This is a genomic window from Marivita cryptomonadis (genome assembly GCF_002115725.1).
Taxonomy (GTDB): Bacteria; Pseudomonadota; Alphaproteobacteria; order Rhodobacterales; family Rhodobacteraceae; genus Marivita; species Marivita cryptomonadis.
This window is the reverse complement of the sequence record NZ_JFKD01000006.1, coordinates 1-26214: the sequence shown is the minus strand read 5'-3', so window position 1 is coordinate 26214 and position 26214 is coordinate 1. Positions and strand designations below refer to the sequence as shown.

General features: G+C 60.1%; 29 protein-coding genes. 16 read left to right on the top strand and 13 right to left on the bottom strand.

What is annotated here, in order from left to right:
* Positions 1-2: 2 nt before the first annotated feature.
* The 3 genes from MCRY_RS08120 to MCRY_RS08110 all read right to left on the bottom strand — a co-directional run bounded on the left by MCRY_RS08120 (position 3) and on the right by MCRY_RS08110 (position 3370).
* Positions 3-1361, bottom strand: coding sequence for a TRAP transporter large permease (locus tag MCRY_RS08120; RefSeq protein WP_085629005.1), 1359 nt, complete (start codon positions 1359-1361; stop codon positions 3-5).
* Positions 1361-2029 (bottom strand): TRAP transporter small permease, encoded by a 669-nt coding sequence (locus MCRY_RS08115; RefSeq protein WP_085629004.1) that lies wholly within the window; start codon positions 2027-2029, stop codon positions 1361-1363. The genes MCRY_RS08120 and MCRY_RS08115 overlap by 1 nt, the downstream gene beginning before the upstream one ends.
* 111 nt (positions 2030-2140) lie before the next feature.
* A complete protein-coding gene (locus tag MCRY_RS08110; protein WP_085629003.1) occupies positions 2141-3370 on the bottom strand; it encodes a TRAP transporter substrate-binding protein in 1230 nt (409 codons plus the stop codon).
* Positions 3371-3479: 109 nt separating this feature from the next.
* Between MCRY_RS08110 and MCRY_RS08105 the strand changes: the two genes are divergently transcribed.
* Entirely contained in the window at positions 3480-5102 is a 1623-nt protein-coding gene (locus tag MCRY_RS08105; protein WP_085629002.1) for a GMC family oxidoreductase, read from the top strand.
* A 16-nt stretch (positions 5103-5118) separates the two neighbouring features.
* On the opposite strand, the gene MCRY_RS08100 is transcribed toward MCRY_RS08105, so the two are convergent.
* From MCRY_RS08100 to MCRY_RS08075, 6 genes are all read right to left on the bottom strand, one after another.
* Positions 5119-6750 carry an acyl-CoA synthetase gene (locus MCRY_RS08100; protein WP_085629001.1) on the bottom strand — a complete coding sequence of 544 codons (1632 nt, stop codon included), beginning with the start codon at positions 6748-6750 and terminating at the stop codon, positions 5119-5121.
* A 4-nt stretch (positions 6751-6754) separates the two neighbouring features.
* Positions 6755-7555, bottom strand: a complete 801-nt coding sequence (locus tag MCRY_RS08095) for an enoyl-CoA hydratase (protein WP_085629000.1) — start codon at positions 7553-7555, stop codon at positions 6755-6757.
* An 18-nt stretch (positions 7556-7573) separates the two neighbouring features.
* Positions 7574-8023 carry an OsmC family protein gene (locus tag MCRY_RS08090; RefSeq protein WP_085628999.1) on the bottom strand — a complete coding sequence of 150 codons (450 nt, stop codon included), beginning with the start codon at positions 8021-8023 and terminating at the stop codon, positions 7574-7576.
* A 29-nt stretch (positions 8024-8052) separates the two neighbouring features.
* Complete coding sequence (locus MCRY_RS08085) at positions 8053-9192, bottom strand: glycine cleavage T C-terminal barrel domain-containing protein (protein ID WP_085628998.1); 1140 nt, start codon at positions 9190-9192, stop codon at positions 8053-8055.
* A 162-nt stretch (positions 9193-9354) separates the two neighbouring features.
* The gene (locus tag MCRY_RS08080; RefSeq protein ID WP_085628997.1) at positions 9355-9846 is read right to left on the bottom strand and encodes an Lrp/AsnC family transcriptional regulator; all 492 of its coding nucleotides are present in this window, start codon (positions 9844-9846) and stop codon (positions 9355-9357) included.
* A 152-nt stretch (positions 9847-9998) separates the two neighbouring features.
* Positions 9999-10295: a hypothetical protein gene (locus tag MCRY_RS08075; RefSeq protein ID WP_085628996.1), complete on the bottom strand. Its 297-nt coding sequence runs from the start codon at positions 10293-10295 to the stop codon at positions 9999-10001.
* A 216-nt stretch (positions 10296-10511) separates the two neighbouring features.
* On the opposite strand from MCRY_RS08075, the gene phnC reads away from it, so the two are divergent.
* From phnC to MCRY_RS08050, 5 genes are all read left to right on the top strand, one after another.
* A complete protein-coding gene (gene phnC, locus MCRY_RS08070; RefSeq protein WP_085628995.1) occupies positions 10512-11321 on the top strand; it encodes a phosphonate ABC transporter ATP-binding protein in 810 nt (269 codons plus the stop codon).
* A gap of 60 nt (positions 11322-11381) precedes the next feature.
* A complete protein-coding gene (gene phnD / locus MCRY_RS08065; RefSeq protein ID WP_085628994.1) occupies positions 11382-12290 on the top strand; it encodes a phosphonate ABC transporter substrate-binding protein in 909 nt (302 codons plus the stop codon).
* A gap of 62 nt (positions 12291-12352) precedes the next feature.
* The gene (gene phnE / locus MCRY_RS08060) at positions 12353-13234 is read left to right on the top strand and encodes a phosphonate ABC transporter, permease protein PhnE (RefSeq protein ID WP_085628993.1); all 882 of its coding nucleotides are present in this window, start codon (positions 12353-12355) and stop codon (positions 13232-13234) included.
* Entirely contained in the window at positions 13231-14544 is a 1314-nt protein-coding gene (gene phnE, locus MCRY_RS08055) for a phosphonate ABC transporter, permease protein PhnE (protein WP_085628992.1), read from the top strand. Before phnE (MCRY_RS08060) ends, phnE (MCRY_RS08055) begins: the two co-directional genes overlap by 4 nt.
* 1 nt (position 14545) lies before the next feature.
* On the top strand, positions 14546-15163 hold the full coding sequence (locus tag MCRY_RS08050; protein ID WP_085628991.1) for an LbetaH domain-containing protein: 618 nt from the start codon (positions 14546-14548) through the stop codon (positions 15161-15163).
* Here the strand turns inward: MCRY_RS08050 and phnF are convergent.
* Entirely contained in the window at positions 15160-15879 is a 720-nt protein-coding gene (gene phnF / locus MCRY_RS08045) for a phosphonate metabolism transcriptional regulator PhnF (RefSeq protein ID WP_085628990.1), read from the bottom strand. The genes MCRY_RS08050 and phnF overlap by 4 nt on opposite strands.
* 81 nt (positions 15880-15960) lie before the next feature.
* Between phnF and phnG the strand changes: the two genes are divergently transcribed.
* From phnG to MCRY_RS08025, 4 genes are read left to right on the top strand one after another with little or no spacing between them, the layout of a single operon-like run.
* Positions 15961-16416, top strand: coding sequence for a phosphonate C-P lyase system protein PhnG (gene phnG / locus MCRY_RS08040; RefSeq protein WP_085628989.1), 456 nt, complete (start codon positions 15961-15963; stop codon positions 16414-16416).
* Positions 16416-17018, top strand: coding sequence for a phosphonate C-P lyase system protein PhnH (gene phnH, locus MCRY_RS08035; RefSeq protein WP_085628988.1), 603 nt, complete (start codon positions 16416-16418; stop codon positions 17016-17018). Before phnG ends, phnH begins: the two co-directional genes overlap by 1 nt.
* A complete protein-coding gene (locus MCRY_RS08030) occupies positions 17018-18112 on the top strand; it encodes a carbon-phosphorus lyase complex subunit (protein ID WP_085628987.1) in 1095 nt (364 codons plus the stop codon). The genes phnH and MCRY_RS08030 overlap by 1 nt, the downstream gene beginning before the upstream one ends.
* Positions 18109-18711, top strand: coding sequence for an HAD family hydrolase (locus tag MCRY_RS08025; RefSeq protein WP_085628986.1), 603 nt, complete (start codon positions 18109-18111; stop codon positions 18709-18711). The genes MCRY_RS08030 and MCRY_RS08025 overlap by 4 nt, the downstream gene beginning before the upstream one ends.
* Before the next feature lie 17 nt (positions 18712-18728).
* Here the strand turns inward: MCRY_RS08025 and MCRY_RS08020 are convergent, their stop codons facing one another.
* Positions 18729-18932, bottom strand: a complete 204-nt coding sequence (locus tag MCRY_RS08020; protein ID WP_085628985.1) for a hypothetical protein — start codon at positions 18930-18932, stop codon at positions 18729-18731.
* A 65-nt stretch (positions 18933-18997) separates the two neighbouring features.
* On the opposite strand from MCRY_RS08020, the gene MCRY_RS08015 reads away from it, so the two are divergent.
* Genes MCRY_RS08015 through phnN form a run of 4 tightly spaced genes read left to right on the top strand, consistent with a single transcriptional unit; the run spans position 18998 to position 21894 of the window.
* Complete coding sequence (locus tag MCRY_RS08015) at positions 18998-19858, top strand: alpha-D-ribose 1-methylphosphonate 5-phosphate C-P-lyase PhnJ (protein WP_085628984.1); 861 nt, start codon at positions 18998-19000, stop codon at positions 19856-19858.
* A complete protein-coding gene (phnK, locus tag MCRY_RS08010) occupies positions 19855-20625 on the top strand; it encodes a phosphonate C-P lyase system protein PhnK (RefSeq protein WP_085628983.1) in 771 nt (256 codons plus the stop codon). The genes MCRY_RS08015 and phnK overlap by 4 nt, the downstream gene beginning before the upstream one ends.
* A gap of 4 nt (positions 20626-20629) precedes the next feature.
* On the top strand, positions 20630-21352 hold the full coding sequence (phnL, locus tag MCRY_RS08005; protein WP_085628982.1) for a phosphonate C-P lyase system protein PhnL: 723 nt from the start codon (positions 20630-20632) through the stop codon (positions 21350-21352).
* Positions 21349-21894, top strand: a complete 546-nt coding sequence (phnN, locus tag MCRY_RS08000; RefSeq protein ID WP_085628981.1) for a phosphonate metabolism protein/1,5-bisphosphokinase (PRPP-forming) PhnN — start codon at positions 21349-21351, stop codon at positions 21892-21894. Before phnL ends, phnN begins: the two co-directional genes overlap by 4 nt.
* On the opposite strand, the gene MCRY_RS07995 is transcribed toward phnN, so the two are convergent.
* Complete coding sequence (locus MCRY_RS07995; RefSeq protein WP_085628980.1) at positions 21876-22547, bottom strand: DUF1045 domain-containing protein; 672 nt, start codon at positions 22545-22547, stop codon at positions 21876-21878. The genes phnN and MCRY_RS07995 overlap by 19 nt on opposite strands.
* Between MCRY_RS07995 and MCRY_RS07990 the strand changes: the two genes are divergently transcribed.
* Positions 22546-23739 carry an alpha-D-ribose 1-methylphosphonate 5-triphosphate diphosphatase gene (locus MCRY_RS07990; protein ID WP_085628979.1) on the top strand — a complete coding sequence of 398 codons (1194 nt, stop codon included), beginning with the start codon at positions 22546-22548 and terminating at the stop codon, positions 23737-23739. The two genes, MCRY_RS07995 and MCRY_RS07990, sit on opposite strands and share 2 nt — an antisense overlap.
* Before the next feature lie 157 nt (positions 23740-23896).
* Positions 23897-25117 carry an MFS transporter gene (locus MCRY_RS07985; protein ID WP_085628978.1) on the top strand — a complete coding sequence of 407 codons (1221 nt, stop codon included), beginning with the start codon at positions 23897-23899 and terminating at the stop codon, positions 25115-25117.
* A 35-nt stretch (positions 25118-25152) separates the two neighbouring features.
* Here the strand turns inward: MCRY_RS07985 and MCRY_RS07980 are convergent, their stop codons facing one another.
* Complete coding sequence (locus tag MCRY_RS07980; RefSeq protein ID WP_085628977.1) at positions 25153-26199, bottom strand: 4-oxalomesaconate tautomerase; 1047 nt, start codon at positions 26197-26199, stop codon at positions 25153-25155.
* Positions 26200-26214: the final 15 nt, after the last annotated feature.

The window sequence follows — 26214 nt, the reverse complement described above, 5'->3', positions numbered from 1 at the left end:
TCTCACCTATCCGGTAACAAGAACAGCGCCAGTTCAGGTGTCAGAGCAACAAGCACCCAAACACTGATCAACGCGACAAGATAGGGCACCGTGTACTTGAGAAGCCTGAAATACGGAACACCCGTCACCCCTGACGCGACATAAAGGTTAAGTCCATAGGGAGGCGTGATGAACCCGATTGAGGCCCCCACAAGGAAGATCACCGAGAAGTGGATCGGGTCGACGCCCACACTTGCGGCAATCGGCGCAAGAATAGGCGCAAGGATGATGGTGACCGGCAATGATTCCAGCACCATGCCGGAAACAAACACGATGATCATCGCGGTGAAGAGCACGGCATAGTACCCCCCCATCGCCGTCACGAAATCTCCGATCACTTGCTGCGCCCCCAACAAAGACAGGATCTGCTGCATGACCACTGAAATGGCGATCAGCGGCGCAAGAATGCCGGTGATCTCGGCGGAACGCATCGTGATGCCGGGAATCTGCTTGAGGGTGAAACCCTCGACCACCAACATTTCAGCATAGCTCTTGTCTTCCCAGCTCCGGCCCGGATCTTGCCGCATCACGCGGCTCAACACCCAAGAAACCAGCCCCGCGATGATGCAGAATCCGACGGTAACGCCGGCCGCCTCGGTGGGGGAAAACTTGCCCGTGTAGATACCCCACAGCACAAGACCGATGGCGAAAAAACCAAGCCATGCGCCAAAGGCTGTTTTCAGCACACGGTTCAGTTGCAACGGGATCAGATAACCCCAACCGTTGATGCGGCAGATGATCCAGCAGGCCACCTGCATGCCGATCACCATCAGCGCACCGGGGATGATCCCAGCCACGAAAAGGTCCGAAATCGGCAGGTTCATCAGAAAGCCATAGACGATAAAGATGATTGAAGGCGGGATGATGATCCCAACTGTGCCACCCGCCGCAGCCGTCGCTGCCGAGAAGCGTTCGTCATAGCCGCCTTTGACCATCTCGGGATGCAGCATCGACCCGATTGTCGCCGTCGTGGCCGAGTTCGATCCGGAGATTGCGGCGAACAAGCCGCACGCGCCCAGCGATGCCATCGCCAGACCACCCCGCAACCAACCCAGACAGGCATAGGCAAAATCCGACAATCGTCGGGCAATGCCGGACTTGTTGATCAGGTCACCTGTCAGGATGAACAGCGGCATCGCCAGCAGGGCAAACCCCTTGTTGAACACGTTGAGCAGTTCCGCCCCCATATTATCGAGCGTCAACCCCAACACGAAAGAGCACCCGACCACCCAGTAGGCGATCACCAGAAGAACCGGCACACCAAGCATGAACAGAAACGTAACGCCAACCGAGATCAGCGTAATAAAGGTACCGTCCGTCATCACGTATCTCCCCCGATTACGGACTGCAGGATCAGCGGTTGGCCGGTCCGGTAGTTTTTCATGTCATCCTGTATGTTCTCGACCGCTCGCGCTGCCATCAGCGTTCCGGCGACCGGCGCGCTAAGAAGGAACCACCACTGCATGGTGTTGTCCGTCCCCAGTACGATCTGAAAGTTCGATGCAGACAACGCGACCACCCGCATCGTGGTCACAAGAAAAATCAACGCAAACCCGAACCACAACACAAAGTCGAGCCACAGGCAGACGATTTGCCCACCACGCGACATCCGACTGCGGAATTCGGAAAAGCTCAGATGGGTGCGCACGCGAATATTATAGGCCGCCCCGAACCATGCCATCACCATGAACAGGAACGGCGGAATGGTCGTCGACCAAGGCTGTTGGTTGGAAAAGACAAAGCGGTCGATGACACCCCAGAAGATGATGCCCGCTGTTCCAAGATAGCAAACGATCATCACCGTTCGTTCGAAATAGCGCTCGATGATTGGAACGTGATGATAGACCCAAGACAGGGCCAACCCAGCCAGAACCAGAAAGACAGCGCCGAAGACATACACTGAATTCGGCGCCAAAGCCTGTCGGATTGTCCACGAATCTCGGCTGGCAAGCGCACTGACCAATGCGCTGAAATCGGACCAGAGCTCCATCGGCCCCCTCCTCCCATGTGAAGACTGTGCCGGATTGATCCGGTCTGTGCGTCTTTAGATGAAACAGCCCCGTCAAAGCGGGGCTGCGTCTTGTCTTGTCCTAAAGAGGCATCAACCCTTCCACCAGCGGCGCGGTTCGACGTTCTCGGCCAGCGTGTGCGGGTTGTTCCGCACTTCGGTGTAGATGTCCTGATAGGTGTCGATGCCATCGGCCCAGCCGTTGATCCTCTCGCGCCACTGCTCCCACAGCTGCGGTTGGAATTCGGGCGAACACATCTCTTCTGCCTTGCGAATTTCAGCATCCGAAAGCTTGGCAACGCGCACGTTGTTTTCCGCAAAGATCGTGCCGGGCATCGGCGGATCGGTAAAGCCGACGGTATTGACCAGAGCGGCTTCGTTTGCGGCCTGAACATGGACCTGCGTCAGGTAGGACGATTCCATCACAGCGTCCTGCAAGTCCCCGGACAGCCCGTCAAAAGTCTCAGAGCGCATCGCGGTGTGCTCTGTGCCGCAAAAGAAGCGTAAGTCCACACATTGGCTGACCACCGGTGACATGTTCGCGTAGGCCACCGCCGACGCCCATGTTTCGGCACCATCAATCAGACCCTGCTTGAGACCGTCGAGCGTTTCCTCCCATGCCACTGGAACCGGATTCAGGTTCAGAGCTTCCATCGCGATCCGGCCAAGCTGCGTGCCTGTCACACGGTTCTTGGTGCCCATGATGTCTTCGATTTTGGTCACCGTCGGTTTGTCGGCAAAGCTCATGCCCATCTGGATGCCGCGCAGTTCCGCATGGGTGAAGAGAAACTTCAGCCCATGACGCTTTTCGAACGGATCACGCAGGATACGTTGCGATTCCGGTGAGTACATAAAATAGTACTGGTCCGCACGACTGCGGAACATATACGCGTAATCCAGCACGTTCAGGTAAGGCGCACCACCGGCCGAATTCTGGGTGGAGGCCGCATAGATGTCGATGATGCCCTGCTGGGCTTTCTCGACGCAGGACAGCTGACCACAGATCTGGTTGTTTCCAATGAATTCAATGCGAATTTCGCCGTCCGTGCGTTCCTCCAGGTCGCGGGCGAACTCAAGACAACCCGCCCGCTCGATCAACAGGTTTTGTGGGTTAAAGCCGGCAGCACCGAACTTCAGCGTGTGCTTGGCTTCTTTGGCGAACCGCTTGTCATACGTTGATTCCGCAGCTTTCGCCAGATTTGCTGCGGTCATGACCCCACCGAATGTACCCGCCGCCAAAAGCGTCGAGCTCATCCCGTAAGTCCCCGCAATGCGGAAGAAATCCCGACGTGAGACTCCCTTGATACGATCTCCGATTTTCATTGCTTCTCCTCCCGTTTTAGCAATTATTGAGACTTATATTTTCAAAAAAGACTAGAATGGCTTTTACGATCTGCATAGAGTTTTTTGCATCACGAGGAGGAAATCGTCAGTGGAAGCAGACTATGTGATCGTCGGCGCGGGCTCTGCCGGCTGCGTTCTTGCCAACCGCCTCAGCGCGAATCCGAATGTCAAAGTCGTCCTCCTCGAGGCGGGTGGGCGCGACCTGAACCCTTGGATTCACATCCCCGTCGGGTACTTCAAGACGATGCACAACCGGTCCGTCGATTGGTGCTACCGCACCGAACCTGATCCCGGCTTGAACGGGCGGCAACTTGACTGGCCGCGGGGCAAGGTTCTTGGGGGATCATCCTCTCTCAACGGTCTGCTCTACGTGCGCGGGCAGCCGCAGGACTATGATCGTTGGGCGCAGATGGGCAATCCGGGCTGGGGCTGGGACGACGTGCTGCCACTTTTTAAACGATCCGAAAATCAGGAACGCGGGGCTGATGAGTTTCACGGCGACACCGGCCCACTTTCCGTGTCCAACATGCGCCTTAAGCGTCCAATCTGTGACGCATGGGTCGAAGCGGCCCAAGCGGCAGGCTACCCGTTCAATCCCGACTACAACGGTGCCACGCAAGAAGGCGTTGGCTATTTCCAACTGACCACCCGCAACGGTCGCCGGTGCTCCAGCGCCGTGGCGTTCCTCAATCCGGCACGGTCGCGCCCCAACCTCACCATCGTCACGCGCGCTGCCGCCAGTCGCATCCTGTTCGACGGCAAACGCGCGACCGGTGTCGCCTATCGCGACGCAGGCGGCATTGAACACACCGTGACAGCGCGCGCCGAAGTGATCCTGTCCTCGGGGGCCATCGGGTCGCCGCAACTGTTGATGGTCTCAGGCATCGGAGAGGCGGACCACCTGCGCGATCACGGCATCACCGTACGGCACGACCTGAAAGCCGTCGGCAAAAACATGCAGGACCACCTGCAAGCGCGCCTTGTGTTCAAATGCAAAGAACCGACCCTGAACGACGAGGTGCGCAGCCTTCTGGACCAGGCCCGCATTGCAGTGAAATACGCACTCCATCGCAATGGTCCCATGGCGATGGCGGCCAGCCTTGCCACTGGTTTCATGCGCACCGGCGACCATGTCGACACGCCCGACATTCAGTTCCACGTTCAACCTTGGTCCGCCGACAGCCCCGGCGCAGGGGTGCATCCGTTTTCTGCCTTCACCATGTCGGTCTGCCAATTGCGCCCCGAAAGCCGTGGCATGATCCGGCTCGCCTCAGCCGACGCGGCGGTGTATCCCAAGATACACCCTAATTACCTGTCTACAGACACCGACTGTCGCACGATTGTCGAAGGCATCAGGATCGCCCGCCGCATCGCGCGACATGCGCCGCTGACCGACAAGATCTCGGAAGAGTTCCGCCCTGATGCCTCACTCGATCTTGATGATTACGACGGCACGCTGAGCTGGGCGCGCAACAATTCGACAACGATCTATCACCCCACCGGCACCTGCAAGATGGGCAAAGGCAGCGATGCCGTGGTTGATGCCCGACTACGGGTGCACGGCATTGCCGGGCTGCGCGTCGTGGATTGTTCAATCATGCCCGAGATCGTGTCGGGCAACACCAACGCCCCAGCCATCATGATCGGGGAGAAAGCTTCCGACATGATCCTCGAAGACCTCAAGGCGGGCGTCTACGACCGGATCGCGTGACGGCTGGCCTGAAACCTCAGGCCAGCTCCCGCGCTTTTTCCCGCAATGCGAACTTCTGGATCTTGCCCGTCGAAGTGCGCGGGATCTCAGAGAACACGAACCGCCCCGGCACCTTGTAATGCGCCAGATGTTCGCGGCACCAGCCGCGCAACATCTCGGCATCCGCGTGGCGACCCTGCGCCAGTTCGACAAAAGCGCAGGGTGTCTCGCCCCACCGCTCATGTGGCATGGCGACAACCGCGACCACAGCTACGGCATCGTGCCGATAAAGCACCTCTTCCACCTCGATGGACGAGATGTTTTCACCGCCCGAGATGATCACATCCTTGGACCGATCCTTGAGTTGGATATACCCGTCGGGGTGACGCACACCCAGATCGCCGGAATGAAACCAGCCCCCGGCAAACGCCTCTTCGGTGGCCTTGGGATTGCGGAAATATCCCTTCATCACTACGTTGCCCCGGAACATGACCTCGCCCATCGTGACACCGTCGCGAGGCACCGGCTGCATCGTTTCCGGGTCCAGCACCTCAAGTCCTTCAAGCGGCAGATACCGCACCCCCTGCCTGGACTTCAGCCGCGCTTGTTCCGCGCGTGGCAGATCGGACCATTCGGCGTGCCAGTCGTTCACCACGGCAGGGCCATAGGTCTCGGTCAAACCGTAAAGATGCGTGACCTCAAACCCCGCCTCTTTCATCTCCGCCAGTAGCTTTTCCGGGGGCGGCGCAGCAGCAGTGAAGAATTGTACCATTTGGTCAAATTCCCGTTTCACCTCTGCGGGTGCGGAAATCATCAGCGACATGACAATCGGCGCACCGCAAAGATGGGTCACACCTTCATCCGCCAACGCCGCCCAGATCGGCTCTGCCCGCACTTGCCGCAGGCAGACATGTGTGCCGATGATTGCCGAAAGCGTCCACGGGAAACACCAACCGTTGCAATGGAACATCGGCAGCGTCCACAGGTAGACCGCGTGCTTCGGCATCGACGCCGTCAGCGCATTGCCCTGCGCCAGCAGGTAAGCCCCCCGGTGGTGGGACACCACACCTTTGGGGTCGCCCGTCGTGCCAGACGTGTAGTTAATGGAAATCGCGTCCCATTCATCTTGGGGCATCAGCCACGCAAACGCGGGATCGCCGCTTGCAACGAAGGCGTCATAGTCGATGGCCTGGACCACAGGGGTCGGGTCGGTGAATTCCGGATCGTCATACTGGATCAACAAAGGAGTAACCGACGCCAGCGCCAAAGCCTCTTGCATAAGCGGCATGAATTCCCGGTCCACGATGACGATCTTAGCCATCGCGTGATCCAGCTGGAAGGCGATGATCGCGGCGTCCAGACGGGTGTTGATCGAATGCAGCACGCCGCCGCACATCGGCACGCCGTAGTGACATTCAAGCATGGCTGGCGTGTTCGCCAGCATCGCCGACACTGTATCCCCTCGCCCGATCCCGCGTGCAACCAAGGCCGACGCCAACTGCCGGGACCGGCTGTAGAAGTCGGCATAGCTGCGTCGCAACGCACCATGCACCATCGCAATGTGATCGGGAAAAACCGATGCTGCGCGTTCGAGAAAGGTAAGCGGCGTCAGCGGCTGATGGTTCGCAGGGTTGCGATCCAGACCGGTATTGTAGGGGTTCTGCGTCATGGGGTCAGGCGTCCTGCCACTGGGGCGCGCGCTTTTCGATAAACGCGCCGATGCCCTCTTCTGCGTCACGCGCCAGCATGTTGTCCACCATCACCTGGCTGGCATAGGCGTAGGCGTCGGTCAAAGGCATCTCGCGCTGCGCGTAATACGCGCGCTTGCCCGTCGCCAGTGTCATGCTGGATTTCGACGCGATCTTGCCCGCCATCTCCATCACCGCATCGCGCAAACTGTCTGCCACAACCGCGCGGTTGACCAAGCCGATTTCGGCGGCCCGTGCGGCGGGCGTCATGTCGCCCGTCAGCAACATTTCCATCGCATGCTTGTTCGCCACGTTGCGCGACAGCGCCACCATCGGCGTCGAGCAGAAGAGCCCAATGTGTACCCCCGGCGTACTGAACTTGGCAGTGTCGGCGGCAATCGCCAGATCACAACTGGCCACCAACTGGCACCCCGCCGCCGTAGCGATGCCCGTCACTTCGGCGATCACCGGCTTGGGACAGTTGACGATACCCTGCATCACACCCGAGCATTGTGCCATGACGTGGGAAAAATACGCCCGGCCGCCATCTTCGGCCGCACGACCTGCCGTCATTTCCTTGAGGTCGTGTCCGGCGCAGAACGCCGGACCATTGGCGGCAAGAACAATCACCCGCACCGCCGGATCAGCACCCGCTTCGGCAAAGGCCACGCCCAAAGCTGCAAGCATCGCTTCGGACAAGGCATTGCGCCGCCCCACGTCGTTCAGAGTGAGGCGCAGAATACCAGTGTCATCAAGGTCGCGCAGAAGGATGTCGCTTTGGGTCACGAGGCGTGCTCCGGTCAGTTAGAGGATGTTGATCTCGACGCTGTCGGCCAGCGTGTTGGCGATAAAGCAATAGCGGTGCGCGCGATGCTGCATCTTGTCCAGTTCGGCTGCTTCGGGTGCGAAACCCGCATCGAACCGCACCACCGGGTGCAGGTCGATGCGGGTGACCGACATCTGGCCCTTGGCGTTCTTGCCCAGATGAGCGACGGCCCGGTCCTGATAGCCCGCCACCGGCCAACCTGCCTTGGCAGCCAAAGCGAGAAAGGTCATCATGTGGCAACTCGACAACGCCGAAGCCAGAGCCTGTTCTGGGTTGGTGTTGGATGGATCACCGCCCCAATCCGGGGCGGCGTCCACCTGAACATCGAACGCGTCGTTGAACTGCACACGATGTGCGTTGGAGTACTTGCCTGCAAGCAAAACAGGCTCAGCGCGCTGCCAGTGCAGCTCGATCGAAAGGTCGGACATGGTTCAGGTCTTTCTTGAGAGACGCGCGATCAAGCGGCGGCAAGGGACTTCTTTGGGTCGTAGAACGGACGCTCGACCACCATCGCGCGGGTTGGTCCGGACGGGGTGATGACCTCGACCTCGGACCCGATCACGGCGCAGTCCGCGGTGACCATCGCCAGCGCGATGTTACGCTCAAGCCGCGGGGAATAGACCGCCGATGTGACCTTGCCGATATTGGTGCCGTCCTTATTGATCGCCCAGAACGTGGTGTTCGGCCCTTTCATCGGATCGCAGTCGATGATGAGACCCACCTGTTGACGGCTCACACCTTCGTCTTTGATGCGACGCAGCGCGGCTTTGCCGATGAAGTCCGCATCCATGTCAAGATTTACCAGACGGTCAAATCCCAATTCGAACGGGTTGGTTTTGATGTCGGCATCCGCATGGTACGACAACATCCCACCTTCGATGCGCCGGATCGACGAGGTGTGACCGGGCTTCAGACCGAAGGCCATGCCAGTCGCCATGATCCGTTCCCAGAGCACATCGCCTTGCAAACCATCGCGCAGATAAAGCTCGTAACCCAGTTCGCTGGACCAGCCGGTCCGCGACACGATCAGTGGGATACCGTCCAGATCGACTTCACGCAGCCAATAGTACTTGAGATCCATGATGCTGTCGCCAAACAGGGCTTGCATGATCTCGCCGGATTTTGGCCCCTGCAACTGCAGCGGGGACACATCGGGTTCACAGATCGACACATCCATGCCGGAATGCACCGCCACGCCCTGCGCCCAAAGCAGGATGTCGCTGTCCGCGAGGGAAATCCAGAAGTGGTTTTCCGCCAGACGCAGCAGGATCGGATCGTTCAGGATGCCACCCTCGGCATTAGTGATGAGGATGTATTTGCACTGCCCGACCGCCATTTTGGACAGGTCACGCGGTGTCAGCATCTGAACGAATTTCGCGGCATCCGGACCGGTGATTTCGACCTGACGTTCGACCGCCACGTCACACAGGATCGCGTCGTTCACAAGGTTCCAGAAGTTCTGCTCGGGGTCACCGAAATCACGCGGGATGTACATGTGGTTATACACCGAAAACCCCTTGGCCCCCCAACGCACGGTTGCGTCGAAATAGGGGGATTTGCGGATTTGCGTGCCAAAGCCGAAGTCTTCTGTATCCATGGTGTTCGCCCTTGAAAAAGACCGACGCCCTGCGCCGGAACTGGTGGAAGCTGGCGGTTATCTAGACGCAGAAATAATCGGGGAGCGGACCAAAAAATATCTGGCCGAAAGACCGAACAGCCCGATTTTTCGGCCCGGCTCAGACCGTTTGGTCCGAAGGGCTTATCGACCCGATGCGGCGACCAGTTTCGGAATATTGGGCCGAGTCGATTTGACTTTCCGGGTGACGATGTAGGTCATGTATCGATCCACCCCCAATTCGGCGTCCAGCATCGCTTGCATCAACTCCTGAAACGCCGTGAGCGTCGGACAGATCACGGTCATCACGTAGTCCATGCCGCCTCCCGTCGCGATGCACTCGATGACTTCGTCATGTTCGTTCATGAAGGCTTCGAACCGGTCAAAATCAGCCTTGCGGTGATGGGTGAGCGAAACCGTCACCACCACCTGTGTGAAATCGCAGACACGGTCCAGCGCGATGTCGGCGTAATAGGCACGAATGAACCCCGCCGCTTTTAACCGATCCAGCCGGACCCAGCACGGCGTGGCCGAGATGTTCACGATCTCGGCCAGTCGGCTTTTGCTCAGTTGTCCATGTTTCTGGACAGCACTGAGAATGCGAATATCCGCGGCATCGAGCCCGACGCGTTTCATCTTTCCAACCTTCCAAGCCGATCAGTTCCAGCGAACGATCAGCACATATGTCTATAAAGGTAGTGCTAACACTGTTGAAAAACAGCGTCACTTGCACCGGACGCTCTGTTGGCGGCGGCATAGGCAAAGACAATCGGTGGGTCCAGAGAAGATCAGGCGGGATCTTGGGTGCGGGCAATTTCTTGCCAGTGCTCTCCCATTGCGACGATGCAGGACGTGCCATTGGCGTAGCTTTGGACCAACGTCCAATCCCCGCTTTGGTCAATCCACACTTCGATCAACGCATCCGGCCCACGCATCCCGCGGCCCAACTTTTGAGCGCCTTGACGCGTCATAAGCTGCTTTTCAAGTCGGGCGCTGTCGTCACAGAACAGGTCTGAAATCGTGCCAGCTTCGGCGTGGGGGCCAAAGGTTAGGGCACATAGGCTAAGAGCAAGAAGGGACCGCATGAGGCATTCATAGCACCGCCCAGTTCTGTGTAACAGTTTCATGACGGCCTGTGGATAAGTTTTCCGACACATGTGATCGCCCCGTCGCATCCAATCGCGTGGACCGCTGCACCTTGCGTCACAAAACTGTTTCGCGAAATTCGCAAACCCGATTCAAAACTGTCGCATTAGCTTTGCACCGCCCCCCTATCAGCCGCGTCAACACAGGGGGATACGATGCTCGAACTCAAGTCACTGACCAAGCGGTTTGGCGACAAGACTGCCGTGGATGCTGCCACTTTCACCGTAGATCGGCCCATGATGATCGGCATCATCGGCCGCTCGGGTGCCGGGAAATCTACGCTGCTGCGGATGCTCAACCGTCTGAGCGATGCCTCCGACGGCGAAATCCTGTTTGAAGGCCGAGAGATTTCTTCGCTCAAGGGCGCGGCCCGGCGTGAATGGCAATCACGCTGTGCGATGATCTTTCAGCAGTTCAATCTTGTTCCGCGTATGGATGTGGTCTCGAACGTTCTGCACGGCACACTGAACCGCCGGTCGACCTTTGCGACGATGTTCAACCTCTACCCCCAAGAGGACATTCATAAAGCCATTGAAATCCTCGACCGACTTGGCATTGCGGAGCAAGCTCCCAAACGCGCCGAGGCGCTGTCGGGTGGTCAGCAGCAGCGCGTCGCGATCGCGCGTGCTTTGATGCAAGACCCCAGCATCATCCTTGCCGATGAACCGATTGCCAGCCTTGACCCTATGAACGCCCAGATCGTGATGGATGCGCTGCGCCGCATTCACGAAGAAGACGGGCGCATGGTCATCGCCAACCTGCACACCCTCGACACCGCGCGCCGCTACTGCGACCGGGTGATCGGGATGCGCGACGGGCGCATCGTCTTTGACGGACGCCCTGACCAACTGACGACCGGTGTCGCCCGCGACATCTACGGCGCGGGGGCGGATTTCTCGGAAGCCGCCACATCCACCGCCATCGAAACACTGGACCAGTCCAACGAAAACCTTGTGTTGGCCTGACCCAGTTGAAACCCCGCTGCGGCGGGCTTTTGCATTTCATCACACCCAATGGAGAGACAGATGAAAAAGACCATCGCACTTGCGCTTGCGACCACAACCGCTCTGAGCACCGCTGCTTTCGCACAGGACATCACCGAATTCCGCATCGGCATCCTTGGTGGCGAAAACGCTCAGGACCGCATGAACAGCTATAGCTGCCTGCAGGACTATGCCGCTGAAGAGCTCGGCGTCGAAGTCAAGCTGTTCGCCCCTGCCGACTACAACGGCGTGATCCAGGGCCTGCTGGGTGGCACCATCGACATGGCATGGCTTGGCGCATCGGCCTATGCCGCAACCTTTCTGCAGGACCCCGAAGCGGTCGAGCCGGTTCTGGTCAAGGTCAACATGGACGGTTCCATCGGTTACCACTCCATCGGTTTTGCCCGCAAGGACGCCGGTGTGACCTCGCTCGAAGACATGCAGGGCAAAGTCTTCGGCTTTGGCGATCCGAACTCCACATCGGGTTACCTGATCCCCTCCATTGAAATCCCGCAGGCCACCGGATCGACAATGGAATCCGGCGACTATTTCGGTGAGGTCAAGTTCACCGGCGGCCACGAGCAGACCATCGTTGCAGTCTATAACGGCGACATCGACGCTGGCGTGACATGGGCCGACGGTCAGGGCAACTGGGAAGACGGCTACAACTCGGGCGCATTGCGCAAGGCAGTCGATGCTGGTCTCGTCGACATGAACGAACTGGTCGAAATCTGGAAATCCAAAGTGATCCCGGAAGGCCCGGTTGTTCTGCGCAAAGCGCTGCCGGATGAAGTCAAAGCAAAGATGACTGCTTTGGTCGACGGGCTGCACGAGCGCGATCAGGACTGCGCCTACGGTGTGGCCGCTGGCGAAACGCTTGGCTTCCAGTCGGTCGAGCACAGCACCTACGAGTCGGTGATCGCAGCACGCCAAGCCAAAATCGGCGGCTAAGACCAACCCCACTCCATCGGCAGCCAGCACGCGGGCTGCCGATTTTCATTTGAGGGCAGCAGATGACAGACGCGACACTTGCCGCGGCGCAGCAACGCCAGACGGTAGACAGCATTCAGAACAGCTACATGGCCCAGGTCCAGCGCCGCCGCCTTTACGGTGGGCTGACATTGCTCATCTTTGTTGTGCTTATGGTGTCCGGCTTCAACGTGGCCGACGACCGCAACGCTGGCGGCTTCTGGGACGGGCTGCACCAGATCGGTGATTACCCCGCAGAAGTACTGGCCGAAGCTTGGGAAAAACGCGCCGACCTGCCTGCACTCATTGTCGAATTCTTCCCCGCACTGGTGGAAACCATCAACATCGCGGCGGTCTCAACGCTGATCGGCGCCGCCGCCGGTCTGATCCTGTCGCTCTTGTCGACGCGCGGTCTGGCCCGCTGGCCCCGCCTGATCCCGGTGTTCCGCCGCAGCATGGACATCATGCGCGCCGTGCCTGAAATCGTGATCGCGCTGGTGCTGATCTTTGTTCTGGCTGGCGGCCCGGTGCCCGCAATGATCGCCATTGCCATTCACACGGCGGGTGCCTTGGGCAAGATGTTTTCAGAGGTGGCGGAAAACGCCGACCTCAAACCCGTCGAAGGGCTTGCATCAACCGGGGCTAACTGGTCGCAGCGGATGTGGCTGGGTGTGCTGCCGCAGGTCGCGCCCAACTATCTGAGCTATGCGCTTCTGCGCTTTGAAATCAACATCCGCGCCTCGGCTATCCTTGGCTTTGTCGGCGCTGGCGGTCTTGGCTACGAGCTGCGCAACGCGATGGCTTGGGGACCAGGCCGTTTTGATGAGGCCGCCGCGATCTTTATCCTGCTCTTCGGAACCATCGTGTTCTTCGACCAAATTTCAAGCCGCTACCGCAACCGTCTGACCGAAGGACAAAACGCATGACCGCCGCTGACCTGAGCCTTGTCAAAACGGAAGCTGACGCGCTTTTTGCCCGCAAACGCATCTTTGCTGTAGCTTTGCCTGCGATCGTTCTTGCCTATTTCGTCTACATCTTCTTTGCCTTCGACATCGCAGGCCTGACGAAACGCGCAAATTGGGACAACGCGGTCACGCTCGCGTCTGACAGTTGGTCGTACAAAACCCACGTCACCCGCGACAACCGCAGCGGAGAGATGTCCTACGCGGTCGAAGGCGAACGCAAAGGCGCCTACCCCGAGGGCCAGCGCCCCGATTGGGTCAGCGGGGACGACATCATCACGATTGATCTTGGCGGCGACACCATCGTTCGCCTGCTGCCCGAGCAGCGAACCGAGATCGAAGTCCCAGGCTTCGGCCTGATCGAAGCGCAAGCCGAAGGCCGCACCATCACAACCAACCTGCCCGAAGACGCGCCCGACTGGATCAATGCCTCGAACCGACGTGTGGCAATCACAACCCCCGAAGGCCGCGTGACCATCACCGGATCGAAAACCGAGGTCTTCAACTATTTCCCGGGTTGGGAGCTGTTCTGGTTCACCTTCGACAGCCCCTATCACGGCCACGGGTTGTTCGAGATCCTGTTGGGCGACCGCATCGACCCGACCCGTCCGAATATCACAGGTGCCCTGTCGGACTGGTGGAACAATGCCATGTGGCGGCACAAAGACGTGGCTTGGGCGATTGGCGAAACCATCCTGATGGCATTCCTTGGCACGATGGGGGCCGCGATCATTGCCCTGCCGCTTGCCTTCATGGCGGCCAAACGGTTTGCGCCGGTCATGATCGTGCGCGCCGCAACACGTCGTCTGTTCGATTTTGTGCGCGGCGTCGATGCCTTGATCTGGACCATTGTTCTGGCCCGCGCCTTTGGCCCCGGCCCTCTGACCGGGACGTTGGCGATCCTGATCACCGATACGGGCACCTTCGGCAAAATCTTTTCAGAGGCGCTAGAGAACGTCGATCAGAAACAGATCGAAGGCGTCGCATCGACCGGGGCCAAGCCGTTGCAACGCTATCGCTTTGGCGTGATCCCGCAGATCGTGCCGATCCTTCTGGCGCAGATCCTCTATTTCCTCGAATCCAACACCCGCTCGGCCACCATAATCGGCGCGATCACCGGCGGCGGCATCGGCCTGATGCTGACGCAGGCCATCCAGACCCAGAAGGACTGGGAAGAAGTCGCCTATTACATCATCCTGATCGTGGCGATGGTGATGGCAATGGACAGCTTCTCGGGCTGGCTGCGCGGCAAGCTGATCGGCCGCAAGGATTGATATGGCCCGCCTCAAGCATGACGCACACTTCGTTCACGAGGGGTGCACCCTGACCGACAGCACGTTTGGCGCTTATACCGAGATCGGATTGGGCAGCCGAGTCACCAACAGCAATATTGGCGATTACAGCTATTGCGACCGCTATGGCGATATCGCCAATGCCGATGTGGGAAAGTTCGCCAATATCGCCAGCTTCGTACGGATCGGCGCGACAGACCATCCGCTTGATACGGCGGCGTGTCACCACTTCCTATACCGGTCGCAGGATTATTGGGATGATGCCCGCCCGGACGAGGATTTCCTGAATCACCGCAAGACCCGTCGTGCGGTAATCGGCCATGACACATGGATCGGCCACGGCACGATGATCAAGCCCGAGGTGACTCTGGGCCACGGCGCCGTCGTGGCCAGTGGCTCTGTCGTGACCAAAGATGTCGCGCCCTACACCATCGTCGCCGGCACCCCTGCGCGGGTGATGCGCGAACGGCAACCCACTGCGATTGCAGAACGGCTGATCGACCTCGCATGGTGGGATTGGCCCCATGATGCGCTGCGTATGGCTCTGGATGATTTCCGGTCGCTAAGCGCCGCGGAATTTCTGGAACGGTTTGGGGGCTAGGCTTCCAACGTCAATGTAACCCGGTCGCCTGCGAACCACGTGCGTCCATATTCGACCGGGTGTCCCTCGGCCTCTACGTTAACGCTGGTTGATCGCAACAGCGGATCCCCCTCCCGCAGGTGTAGATGCAATGCTTGTGTGACATCTGAAAGAACTGCCGTCAGACGGGTTGACGCACGGGTATAGTCGGCCACACCAGCAAGCGCCAATGCTTCGGTCACGCTGCTGGTCTCGGTCAGGTGTCGGTCGATTCCGGGCGTCCGGTCCACCGGGAACACGCTTTCGAACAGCGCAATTGGCGCGCCATCTGCCAGCGACAGCCCGCGATAAGCACAGACCGCGGCGCCTTCGTCGATCTCTAGCGCCCTTGCCTCGCCCGCAGTGGCCGCACGGCATTCCACGTCAAGAACACGCTTTTCCGGCCTCCGCCCGGCGGCAAGCAGGTTTTCGTGAAACCGTACTCGTTCGCCAATTGGATAATCGGTGGGGGTTGAGGCTACAAACGCACCCGCCCCGCGCCGCGTTCGTACCAGTCCTTCGTCGACCAAATGCGACAGCGCATGGCGCACCGTGTGCCGGTTCACCCCAAACCGCGCCGAAAGCTGCACCTCGGTCGGGAGCTTGTCACCAGGCAGATAGCGCCCTTCGGAAATATCCGCCCTGAGCGCCGCAGCGATGGCTTTCCAGACAGGGGTCGACGACCGGGTGTTACGCAAAATTCACAAAACTCCACTGTCTCGGATCGGGGAATCTGGTATGATATGTCTAGTTGTATAGAAACTTGAAAAGTTGTCGAGATGAAAGACACGATCGACCAGACACCGGACCGCAAGGCATGGATGAGCCTGATGGCAAAAGCGCCCGAAGGCCGCGTAGTGGCCCTGCTGGACGCCGCCCTGCCCCGCCCTGCCTTTACATGGCTGCGCGCCCCCGAAATCGGCAGCGTCATGGTGCGCGGTCGCGCAGGCGGCACTGGTGCGCCGTTCAACCTTGGCGAAATGACGATCACGCGCTGTGCGCTGACCTTGCCAAGTGGCGAGGTGGGACACGCCTATGTGCAAGGCCGCCGCAAACCGGATGCCGAAGCCGCAGCACTGGTCGATGCGTTGATGCAGACGGACGCGGTCACTGTCCTTCGCGCCAAGGTTCTTGAGCCGTTGGAACAAGAGGCCACCACACGACGTACGACACGCGCCGAAAAGGCGGCGGCCACCAAGGTCGATTTTTTCACAATGGTGCGGGGGGAAGATTGATGCAGGCACAGACACTCGAAGGCGGGTTCGCCCATCCTGCTACCGACGCCGCCCACGCTTTTCGCGCCGTGATGGAGGCGATGGCCCGCCCCGGCACGATCCAGACGCTCTCAGGTGCAACCCCACCCGCCCCGCTCTCTGTCGCTGCAGGTGTCGCGCTGCTCACACTCTGCGATACGGAAACCCCGCTCTATATGGCGGGCGACGCTGATTGCGAGGCAGTCCGCACATGGGTGGCCTTCCACACCGGCGCGCCCATCACTGGTCCGTCGCATTGCATGTTCGCGCTTGGCACGTGGGACGCACTTGGTCCGCTGTCATCCTATCCCATCGGCACATCCGAATACCCGGATCGGTCTGCGACACTGATCGTGGAATGTGCGGACCTTGCGGCAGACGGCGCAACCCTGACCGGCCCGGGCATCCGGAACACCGCCAGCCTGTCCCTGCCCGAAACACAGGCTTTTCAGGACAACGCGGCGCTGTTCCCGCTAGGGCTCGATTTTGTCTTCACAAGCGACGACCGCATCGCAGCGCTGCCGCGCAGCACGAAGGTCTCGCGATCAAGCAGCGAAGCGGTAGCGCAAGAAGGAAATTCCTGATGTATGTAGCCGTTAAAGGTGGCGAACGCGCGATCCAGAACGCCCATGCGTGGCTGGCCGAGGAACGGCGCGGCGACACGTCCGTGACAGAACTCTCGGTCGCGCAAATCCGCGAACAGCTTGCCCTCGCCGTCAACCGCGTGATGGCAGAAGGCTCGCTCTACGATCCCGATCTGGCAGCACTGGCGATCAAACAGGCGCGCGGCGATCTGATCGAGGCGATCTTTCTCATCCGCGCCTATCGCACCACCCTGCCCCGCTTTGGCGCGTCCGGCCCGGTGGATACGGCAAACATGGCCTGTGACAGGCGCATCTCGGCGACGTTCAAGGATCTCCCCGGCGGGCAGGTGCTTGGGCCCACTTTCGATTACACGCACCGCCTGCTCGATTTTAAACTTGCCGCCGATGGCGAGGTGCCCCAAGCCCCTACGCGCGAGGCCGATCCCGCCCCGGTTCCACATGTGACCGGGTTCTTGAACCGCGAAGGCCTGATCGAAGAGGCCCCGCACGACGACACGACGCCGCCCGATCTCACGCGCGAACCGCTGGAAATGCCTGCTGACCGTGCACTGCGCCTGCAAGCGCTGACCCGCGCGGACGAAGGCTTTACCCTGTCGATGGCCTATTCCACCCAGCGCGGCTACGCCCGCAACCACGCCTTCGTCGGGGAATTGCGCATCGGCACAGTGCCCGTCGAAATGGAGATCCCCGAACTCGGCTTCGCCATCGAAATCGGCGAAATCACCCTGACCGAGTGTGAAACCGTCAACCAGTTCAAAGGCTCGAAAACCGAACCACCGCAATTCACACGTGGCTATGGTCTGGTCTTCGGCCAAACCGAACGCAAGGCGATCTCAATGGCGCTGGTCGACCGAGCGTTGCGGTGGGAAGAATTGGGCGAAGACAATGTCGGCGCACCGGCGCAGGACGCAGAATTTGTGCTCTACCACGCCGACAACATTCAGGCGACGGGCTTCCTCGAACATATCAAGCTGCCGCATTACGTCGATTTCCAGTCCGAACTGGAGCTGGTGCGCAAACTGCGCCGCGAGGTCGAGGCCTCGCAAGGACAGCATCAAGAGGCGGCAGAATGACCACCAAACACGTCGTCTTTGACATCGGTGGTGTACTGGTGGATTGGCAGCCGCATCTTGCATGGGCTGACCGGTTTGGATCAGCCGAGGCCGCGCACGCCTTTGTCGAGCGCACTCATTTTCGCGCCCTCAATGCGCGTGGTGACGCTGGCGAACGCTTTGCCGATCTCGCGCTTGAGGTCTCAGATCCAGACGACCGCGCGCATTTTGCCGATTACGTGTCACTCTACACAAAAACCGTGGTCGACCCGATCCACGGCACATGGGCCATCCTCGATCGGCTCAAGGCGCAGGGCACCCCGGTGCATGCGATCACCAACTGGTCGGCGGAAACCTGGCCCGAGGGACTCAAGGTGCATCCCCGTCTGGGCGAGGTGTTCGAGACGCTCGTGGTGTCAGGTCAAGAAGGCATCATCAAACCCGATGCCCGCATCTTCCACCTGCTCTGCGACCGCGCCGAAGTTTCACCAGAGGCCTGCATCTTCATCGACGACGGTCTGCACAATGTCGAAGGCGCCCGCGCGGTTGGGATGGACGGTATCCACTTTACATCACCCAACGCGTTGGAAGCCGCTTTGACCGACCTGGGGGTTCTATGACCCCCACACTGTCATTCTCAGCCGCGCCGACGCTTCATTGGCAGATCGAATATCCCGCTTTTGTTGGCGGGGTCGCTGAACCAGCCATCCGGACCAATCAGATCACTGGGAAACAGCCTTTCCAGTCGAGGAAGAAGACGGAACAGCACCGACTCCAAGGCCAACCAAACGACAAGGGCAATGCCCACCCACCACAGCACAGTAATCATCAACGCGACCATAAGACCCCCGGGTTTTCGGACAGCGACTCGTTGCGTCGCATTAACCACAGCAGTGAGACAGTCTTGTGACACCCTCATCCGAATACAATTTCGCCTATCTGGACGAACAGACAAAACGCATGATCCGCCGCGCGATCCTCAAAGGTCTGGCGATCCCCGGTTATCAGGTACCATTCGCTAGCCGCGAAATGCCGATGCCGTACGGTTGGGGCACCGGGGGCGTACAGGTCTCGGCAGCCGTGCTGACACCGGATGACCGCTTCAAGGTCATCGACCAAGGGGCCGACGACACCACCAACGCGGTGTCGATCCGCACCTTCTTTGAACGCACCGCAGGTGTTGCGACCACCACCGCCACACCCGAGGCCACGGTGATCCAGACCCGCCATCGCATCCCCGAAGTGCCTCTGACCGAGGGCCAGATCCTTGTCTATCAGGTGCCGATCCCGGAACCGCTGCGCTTTCTTGAACCGCGCGAAAGCGAGACCCGCAAGATGCACAGTCTCGAGGAATACGGCCTCATGCATGTGAAGCTGTATGAGGACATCAGTCGCCACGGCCACATCGCCACCTCCTATGCCTACCCGGTCAAGGTCGAGGCGCGCTATGTGATGGACCCGTCGCCCATCCCAAAATTCGACAATCCCAAACTGGGCGATTGCCCCGCGATCCAGCTTTTCGGCGCGGGCCGCGAACAGCGCATCTATGCCCTGCCGCCCTACACCAAGGTGGTCAGCCTCGATTTCGAGGATCACCCATTCGAGGCCACCAAGGCCGATCACCCCTGTGGTCTGTGCGGGGCCAACGACAGCTATCTGGATGAAGTGATCGTGGATGATGCCGGCGGGCGGATGTTCGTCTGCTCCGACACCGATTATTGCGAAGGACGGCAGTCAGACGGTCATCGCGGAAAGGATGCAGCATGACGCCCCTTCTCTCTGTCCACGACATCACCAAACGCTATGGCGCGCATATCGGCTGCGCCGACGTGTCCTTCGACCTTTATCCCGGCGAAGTCATGGGCATCGTGGGGGAATCCGGGTCCGGCAAATCCACGCTACTCAATTGCATGGCAGGGCATCTGCGCCCCGATGCAGGGTCAGTTGTGTTCGACACACGCGGACACGGTCCCCGCGATACCGTCACGATGAGCGAACCCGAACGCCGCATGCTAAGCCGCACCGATTGGGCCTTCGTCCACCAGCACGCCCGCGACGGTCTGCGCATGGGCGTCAGCGCAGGTGGCAATGTGGGCGAACGGCTAATGGCCGTGGGCGCGCGACACTATGGCGAAATTCGCAGCAAGGCGGTGGATTGGCTCGACCGGGTCGAGATCGACGCAGGTCGCGTCGATGACCGCCCCACGACATTCTCAGGTGGGATGCAGCAGCGACTGCAGATCGCCCGCAACCTTGTCACCGGACCACGGCTGGTTTTCATGGACGAACCAACGGGTGGACTTGACGTGTCGGTGCAGGCCCGCTTGCTTGACCTCTTGCGCGGGCTAGTGCGCGACATGGGTTTGTCAGCGATCATCGTCACCCATGACCTTGCCGTGGTGCGCCTTCTGGCTGACCGGCTGATGGTGATGAAGGACGGGCACGTGGTGGAAAACGGCCTGACCGATCAGGTGCTCGACGACCCGCAGCACGCCTATACGCAACTTCTTGTCAGTTCTGTTTTGCAGGTGTGAGACCATGATCGACCTTTCCAACGTGTCCAAAACCTTCACCCTGCACAATCAGGGCAGCGCAGTGATCGAAGTGCTGAACGATGTCAGCCTGACGGTGTCCTCCGGCGAATGTGTGGCGCTCACCGGGGCCTCTGGTGCTGGCAAATCCACGCTGATGCGCATGATCTACGGCAATTACCGCGCACAATCCGGGGCAATCCGGGTCGGCGGTGTGGACCTCGTGCAATCCGAACCGCGCGAGATCATCCAGATTCGGCGCGAGGTTCTGGGCTATGTCAGCCAGTTCCTACGCGTTGTGCCGCGCGTGCCAACGCTCGACGTGGTGGCCGAGCCGCTCCGTGCTGTTGGTGTGGGCAGCGATGAGGCCCGGACACGGGCCAAAGAGCTGTTGGCGCAACTCAACATCCCGGAAAGGCTTTGGTCGCTGTCGCCCACCACGTTTTCGGGCGGCGAACAACAGCGGGTGAACATCGCGCGCGGCTTTGCCCATCCTTACCCGGCAATGCTGCTCGATGAACCAACCGCCAGTCTTGATGCCGCAAACCGCGAGGTTGTCCTGTCGCTGATCGAAGAGGCCAAAGCACGCGGGGCCGCGATCATCGGCATATTCCACGACGAAGCCGCCCGCACCCGCGTCTGCGACCGCGAAATCGACGTGAGCCGCTTTACCCCGGGGATGTCCTCAAGCAGCGAAGCGATAGGACAATACAACGAGTCAGCCGCATGAATCCCGGTCGCCTCATCGCCGTGGTCGGCCCCTCTGGCGTTGGCAAGGACAGCGTGATGGCGGGCATGATCGACGCAAACCCCGAGATGCGCCTTGTCCGCCGCACCATCACCCGTGCACCGGGTTTGGGCGGTGAGGATTATAGCGCGGTGACGCAAGACGCTTTTGACGCCGCTGCACAGCAAGGGGTGTTTTGTGTGTATTGGACGGCGCATGGCCTGTCTTATGGCATCCCAGCGGATGTCCTGACGGATGTGGAAGACGGCAAAGACTGCCTTGCCAACTTTTCGCGCGGCGCGCTTCTTCAGGCGGCAGAGGCCTTCCCAAAGATGATCGTTCTCAATATCACCGCCTCACCTGCCACGCTGGCCAAACGGCTTGCCGGGCGCGGGCGGGAAACCGAGGCCGAAATCGCCGCCCGTCTGGCACAAGCTGACAAGGCGCTGCCCGCCGGGTTGGACGCGGTGACCATCACCAATGACGGCGCGCTCGAGGATACAATCAATAAGGCGCTTACCGCGCTTCAACCAGCAAGGGTGTAGCGTTGGATCAGTTCGAACCGCCCATCCTCGCGCTCTCCGACCAGTGCCACCGTGTCCATCACAAAGGGCGCAGGCAAGGGCGGAAGATGTGCGCGGGCGGTGTCGGTCCAATGGGTGATCTTGTCGACCGGAAGACGCCCGGTCAGGGTCAGGTGAAAGCGGAATTCCTCCATCACATAGGGATAGCCCCAGCGCTGCAGCAAGGCTTCCTGCCGCTCCGACAGGCGCGCCTTGCGACGTCGCGCCAACTCGGCCTCACCGGGCGGCGCGCGAAATGCGTCCAGCGCCTCAACATAAGTGGCCGCAACACGTGCGATGCCAGAGGAGTCACCTACCGGGGTCAACGCGAGGAATCGGCCCAGTGCGGTCAGGGCCAGCCCGTCGCTTTGCGCTGGCGCACAGATCGCAGCCATCTGGACCATTGCCTCTTGCAAACCAGCCAAGTCCGTCCTTTCGGCAAGCCGAAAAGGCGGTTTCAACGTTCCGTGAAACCCATATTTGCGCGGTGTCATTGTCACGTCATGAAGACCGGGCACATGGGGGGGAACAAGAGTGCGGGCAGTAACGCAATCCCATCCCAACCACGCCGCCCCGAAATCGGCCAGCACGCCTTCGGGCGGAAGATAATAGACCGCAAAGCGAGTGTATGACATGAACTCTCCTTTTCTTTCGTCCCGTTTGGCAGAGCCACATGACGGTTCCATGTCAGAGGTGCTGCAACTTGCCAATGCCCGCCTTGTTTTGACAGATCGTGTCATCACCGGCCGGATCATCATCATTGATGGCGAAATCGACGTCATCGAAGAAGGCGATACCGTGCCTAACGGCGCAGTCAATTGCCAAGGCGACTACGTGATGCCGGGATTGGTGGAACTGCACACCGACAATCTTGAGCGGCATATCGAACCGCGTCCCAAAGTGGATTGGCCGCATCTGCCCGCCTTGCTGGCCCATGACGCTGAACTGGCCTCGACCGGGATCACAACCGTATTCGACGCGCTGCGCGTGGGGTCGATCCACAGCGCAAAAACAGGATATGGTGAATATGCCCGCAAACTTGCCGACGAACTGCTTGAGGCGCGAAAGCTGGGGTTGTTCAAGATCAGCCACTTCCTGCATCTGCGCGCCGAGATATGCTCGGAGACCCTGCTCGAGGAGATGGCCGCATTCGGTCCGGAAGACCGCGTTGGAATCGTCAGCCTAATGGACCACACCCCCGGGCAACGGCAGTTCCGCGATCTGAGCGCGCTTAAGAATTATGTCACCAAGAAGCGCGGCCTGAACGATATCGAATTCGCCGAACACGTCGCCAACCTCAGGATGTTGCAAGAGAAATTTGGTGCCATCCACGAAACCGGCGCGGTGGCCGAAGCCCGCCGGTATGGCGCGGTTCTGGCCAGCCATGACGACACCACCGCCGATCAGGTAGACACATCTGCGGCCAATGGCGTGGGATTTGCCGAATTCCCCACCACCCGCGAGGCGGCCGCGGCGTGCCGCGCGCATGGCATCGCGGTGATGATGGGTGCGCCGAACCTTGTGCGCGGCGGATCGCATTCCGGCAATGTTGCGGCACGAGAACTGGCCGAGGCCGAGATGCTCAACATCATCTCCTCAGACTACGTGCCGTCGGCGCTTCTGCTGTCAGCTTTTCTGCTGGCCGATATCTGGGACAACCTGCCCGCCGCCATTGCTTGCGTCACCAACGCCCCGGCTGCATCCGCAGGTCTGACCGATCGCGGTCGCCTGCAACCGGGACTGCGCGGCGATGTGATCCGGGTTCGCGCCGTCGGATCGACCCCGCTCATCCGGGGCGTCTGGAGCCGTGGACGCCGCGTGGCCTGACGCCGCTACCAACAGACCTGCCCCCGCACTGCGCGCCAAGGTCTTGCGCGGCGCAACATCATGGCAGACAAGCAGTCGAAACACACCTTTTCCGAAAGCTGAAAATGGCGGCTTGCCTTTCTGAGCGTGACCACGACCTGACGGGGACAGGGGATTGATGATCACCCGTGACCACCTTCCAGCCATGAGCCTCGGCGTCAGCCAGATCATCGGTTACGGCACGCTGATGTATGCCTACGCGATCCTTCTGCCACATATGGCCGACGATCTGGGACTGACCCTGTCAGGCGTGTTCGGCATCCTGTCGCTCGGGCTCTTTTTCGGCGGATTGGTGTCGCCTCTTGCAGGCAAACTGGTGGACCGTCATGGCGGCCGCTGGGTGATGACGCTGGGATCTGTCGTTGCTGCTTTTGCGGTCATGGCGCTCAGTCTTGTTGACGGCACCCAAGGGCTGTTCCTGACCATCCTTGTAGCCGAAGCCGCGGGCATGTTCGTGCTCTACAACGTGGCCTTTGCCTCTGTGGCGCGGCTGGATCTGGCAATCCCACCGCAGAAATCGATCTCGATCATCACGTTGTTCGGCGGTGTCGCCTCGACCATTTTCTGGCCACTGACGCTGGCGCTTTACAATGCGCTGGGCTGGCAAACCACATGGCTCGTGCTGGGGATTATCCTGCTTCTCACCTGCACCCCAATCCATTTCTTCGCCCTGCGCGGAGCCGAAACCATCCCCGGCAGTCCGCCGAAAAGCCCGCGTCCCAACTGGCCCGAGCTGACCGGAGCGCTGCGGCGTCAGGGCATGCTGTGGATGGTGATTTCGTTTGTCTGTTCAGGCTACATCATGGGGGCGGTGATGGCGCTTTGGGTGACCAATGTGCAGGACCTTGGACACTCCGCCGCGCTGGCCGCATTGGCGGGTGCAGTGATCGGCCCGTTCAAGACCGTGGGCCGGTTTTTCGAAATGCTGGTCAGTCGCAATATGTACCCACGTGTGACCTATGCGCTGAGCCTCGGCCTGATGTTTTCGGGGTTTCTGGTCTTGCTGGCAGTGGGCTTCACCCTGCCTGGGCTGATGCTGGCCGCAGCTCTGTACGGGATGGGCGACGGGATCAAGACCATCGCCCGAGGCACTCTGCCCCTCGCACTCTTCGGGGCCAAAGGCTACGGCACGCGACTGGGATGGATTTCGTTTGTGCAGATGGGAATCAACGCTTCCGCACCCTTTGCCTTTGCATGGCTGACACAGACCTTTGGCGGGTGGTGGTCCTTTGCCGTGATGCTGTTGTGCCTCTGCTGTGCCTTTGCAACATATCTGCTGATCCCGGACCCGCGCAAACAGCCCCCGTCATCCGACCTGACCCACCCGCAACCGCACTGAGTCCACTTGGTGTCGGAACGCATCGACAAAAGACGTCAGAAGACGTGCCCTTGAAACAGCTTGCGCGCCGTGCGCACCGTGCCGGCACTGGTCACATGACCTGCCGCATCACGGGTCAGGATGACCTTGGCAGCACCGCTTGGATGCTCGACCGCAAAGACATGATCTTCGGGCAACTCAGCCATAGCTTCTGCAGGGGTTCCGGCGATACAACAGGCTGTTGCGACGGACACGGCTGCAAACACCCCGATGGTGGAATGGCAGCGATGTGGAATAAAGCTGCGGGTCGAAATTACACCACCATCGCGCGGGGCGCTGACCAAGGTCATCTTGGGCACGGATTTCTCGGCCACGTCACCAAGCCCCATCATCGGACCAGCCTTGAGGCGGATCGACTCGAGCCGTTGCTTCAACGGGCTGTCCGCATCCAGAGCGTCACGCGATTCCTGCCCCGTTTTCCCGAATGCGGCCGCATCCATCACGACAATCGGCATCCCGTTGTCGATCAACGTGCAGGCGACCCCGTCGATCAGGTCAACGACATGCCCCGTCGGCAAAAGCGCAGAACACATCGACCCGGCAAGGTTCTCGAAAACAAACTGCACCGGCGCGTGGGTTCCCGGGACGCCATCAATCCGTGTGTCGCCCTCATAGCTCACGCGGGCTTCCGGAGTTTGCACGGTGGCGACGGCCACTTCACCGGTATTCTGCATGAAGATCCTCACGGATGTTTCACCGATCTGTGCCGGAACCAGACCCATCTCGATCGCTGCAGGCCCAACACCGGCAAGGATATTGCCGCAGGCCTGCGCATCCGAAACAACGGGTTCATCAACGAACACCTGAAGGAAAAGATAATCGACATCTGCCTCCGCGCGCTCTGATGCTTTGAGGATCGCCACTTTCGAACACAGCGGATCGGCACCACCGATCCCGTCGATCTGGCGAAGATCTGGGCTGCCCATGATCCGCAACAGCAGCGCATCACGCGCGGCCTTGTCCTGAGGAATGTCGCTTGCGTTGAAATACGCCCCCTTGGACGTACCACCGCGCATCCATAGGCAGGGAATGCCGTCAGACATATTTCAGCCCCTTGG